This window comes from Variovorax sp. P1_H12_2 (assembly GCF_056405335.1).
This window is the reverse complement of record NZ_JBFUCI010000629.1, coordinates 1-2,434: the sequence shown is the minus strand read 5'-3', so window position 1 is coordinate 2,434 and position 2,434 is coordinate 1. Positions and strand designations below refer to the sequence as shown.

Below are 2,434 nucleotides of genomic sequence, written 5' to 3'. Positions count from 1 at the left end.
ATCTTCGCCTGCCTGGCCGGCCTGCTGGGCGGCATGATCGTGTCGGCCGCCATGCTCGACGTGTCCGGCGCCGCCTACATGCAGCGCACGGCCGAGGCGCTGACCTGGACCCATCTGGGCCTGGGTATCGGCAAGTCGCTCACCTTCGGCGCCCTGGTCGGCATGGTCGGCTGCTACTACGGCCTGCGCGCCCAGCGCAACGCGGCCGGCGTCGGCGTGGCGACCACCGGTGCGGTGGTGACCAGCATCGTCGGCATCATCGTGCTCGACGCCATCTTCGCCATGTGCGCCAACGCCCTGGATATATGAAGCACCCCCGAAGCGCCTGCGGCGCCCCGAGTCGCTGCCACAGGCAGCGGCTCTTCGGATCCGTCCAAGCCTGCGCAGGCAGGCTTGGAGCCGCGGACCTCAGCCCCTCCAGGGGGCGATACCGGCGGCCCGGAAAAGCCGGTTCCGCGGTATCCCTGGTATCGGAATGCGCCGGTTTCATACGCCGCGGGTCACCCGACAGCGCGGTGGAACATTGACATGAGCCTGCTCGCGGTGGACCAGCTCGTCATGCAGTTCGGCGATCGGCTGATCCAGAAGGACGTGTCGCTCAAGGTCGAGAAGGGCTGCATCTTCGCCGTCATGGGCGGCAGCGGCTGCGGCAAGAGCACGCTGCTCAGGCACCTGGTGGGGCTGCTGCCGCCGGCGGCCGGCAGCGTGACCTACAGCGGCGTCGACTTCTGGGCCAGCGACGATGCGCAGCGTTCCGCGCTGCGCTCGGGCTTCGGCATGCTGTTCCAGAGCGCCGCGCTGTGGTCGTCGATGACGGTGCTGGAAAACGTCTGCCTGCCGCTCGCGCGCCAGACCCGCCTCGATGCGAAGCAGCGCGAGCGCAAGGCGCGGGAGGTGCTCGAATGGGTCGAGCTGGGCGAGTTCGCGGACTTCTATCCGTCGTCGCTGAGCGGCGGCATGAAGAAGCGCGCCGGCCTCGCGCGCGCCATCGCCGCCGAGCCCCCGCTGCTGTTCCTCGACGAACCCTCGGCCGGCCTGGACCCGATCAGCTCGCGCCGGCTGGACGACCTGATCCTCGACATCCGGCACCGCACCGGCGCGGCCGTGGTCTTCGTGAGCCACGAGCTGCCGAGCCTGTTCGCGATCGCCGACGACGGCATCTTCCTCGACGCCGACAGCAAGCGCCCGATCGCGCACGGCTGCCCGCGAGAATTGGCCCGCCAGGATGTGCATCCGACGGTCCATGCCTTTCTCCATCGGGAGGTGCCGCCCCCGGCCGCACCTGCCTCCACCCCCAAGGCCACCCCATGAAACGCAACGCCCTGCTGATCGGCGGCTTCGTCGTCGCCGCCTTCGCCATCACCATCGCGGCCATCCTCTGGCTCGGCGGCAACGACCTGTTCACCCGGCAGCAGAAGGCCCGCGTGTACTACCAGGGCAACGTGAGCGGCTTGTCGGTCGGCGCGCCCGTGACCTTCCGCGGCGTCACGATCGGGCAGGTGACGGACATCGGCATCCAGATGGACGCCGCTTCGCTGAAGACCACGGTCCCGGTCACGCTCCGGCTGCAGCCCACGGCCCTGCACCTGACCCATGTCACCGAGAACAAGGCCCCCGACCTGCCGGACCTGGTGCAGCGCGGGCTGCGCGCCCGGCTGGCTTCGCAGAGCGTGGTGACCGGCCAGAAGGCGATCGAGCTCGACTTCCTGCCCGACACGCCGGCCACCTTGCTGGGCGGCCCGGGCGCGCCCGAGATCCCGGCGGTGGCGGACCGGTTCGGGGCCCTGATCGACCAGGTCGCCAACCTGCCGCTGCACGACACGGTGGCGGAAATTCGCCAGGCGGTGCAGGAGCTGAGCACCACGCTGGTGTCGGTGCAGCACACGCTGGACGGCGCCAAGGACGTGCTCGGCGGTGCCGCGAAGGAGCTGCAGCTGACCGGCGCCGAATCGCGCAAGACGCTGACGGCCGCGACCGAGGCCATCCGCCAGCTGCAGGGCAGCTCGGAAACCACGCTGCGATCGATCACGCAGCTGGCCGACACCTCGCGCCAGACGGTGCTCGCGGCCCAGCCGGAATTGCAGCGCACCCTGGTCGGCGCCCGGCAGGCCTCGGAAACCGCCAAGCTCGCGATGGAACGGCTGGCGGACGTCGCGGCACCGGGCGCGCCGCTGCGCGGCGATTTCGAGGCCGCGATCAAGGATCTTTCACAGGCGGCGCGCAGCCTGCGCTCCTTGAGCGAGCAGCTCGAGGAAAGGCCCAACGCCATCATCTTCGGGAACCCACGCCAATGAATGCACTGAACCGATGGGCGGCCTGGCCGCTGTGCGCCGCGCTGGCGGCGATGCTGGCGGCCTGCGCCTCGACGCCGGCGCCGGTGCTGCTGACGCTGCCGCCGGCCGTATCGGCACCGACTGCCGCCTCCGCGCCGGCC

General features: G+C 70.6%; 3 protein-coding genes. All 3 read left to right on the top strand.

Features of this window, described 5'->3' with window-relative positions:
* Positions 1-309: MlaE family ABC transporter permease (locus AC1D2K_RS33450; protein WP_478094577.1), on the top strand; the 309-nt coding region annotated here is incomplete at its 5' end.
* A 219-nt stretch (positions 310-528) separates the two neighbouring features.
* A complete protein-coding gene (locus AC1D2K_RS33445) occupies positions 529-1,311 on the top strand; it encodes an ABC transporter ATP-binding protein (RefSeq protein WP_478094575.1) in 783 nt (260 codons plus the stop codon).
* Complete coding sequence (locus tag AC1D2K_RS33440; protein WP_478094574.1) at positions 1,308-2,294, top strand: MlaD family protein; 987 nt, start codon at positions 1,308-1,310, stop codon at positions 2,292-2,294. The genes AC1D2K_RS33445 and AC1D2K_RS33440 overlap by 4 nt, the downstream gene beginning before the upstream one ends.
* Positions 2,295-2,434: the final 140 nt, after the last annotated feature.

Excerpts from the sequence above, each read along its gene's own strand:
- AC1D2K_RS33445 (WP_478094575.1), top strand. The coding sequence starts at position 529 with ATGAGCCTGCTCGCGGTGGACCAGCTCGTCATGCAGTTCGGCGATCGG.
- AC1D2K_RS33440 (WP_478094574.1), top strand. The coding sequence starts at position 1,308 with ATGAAACGCAACGCCCTGCTGATCGGCGGCTTCGTCGTCGCCGCCTTC.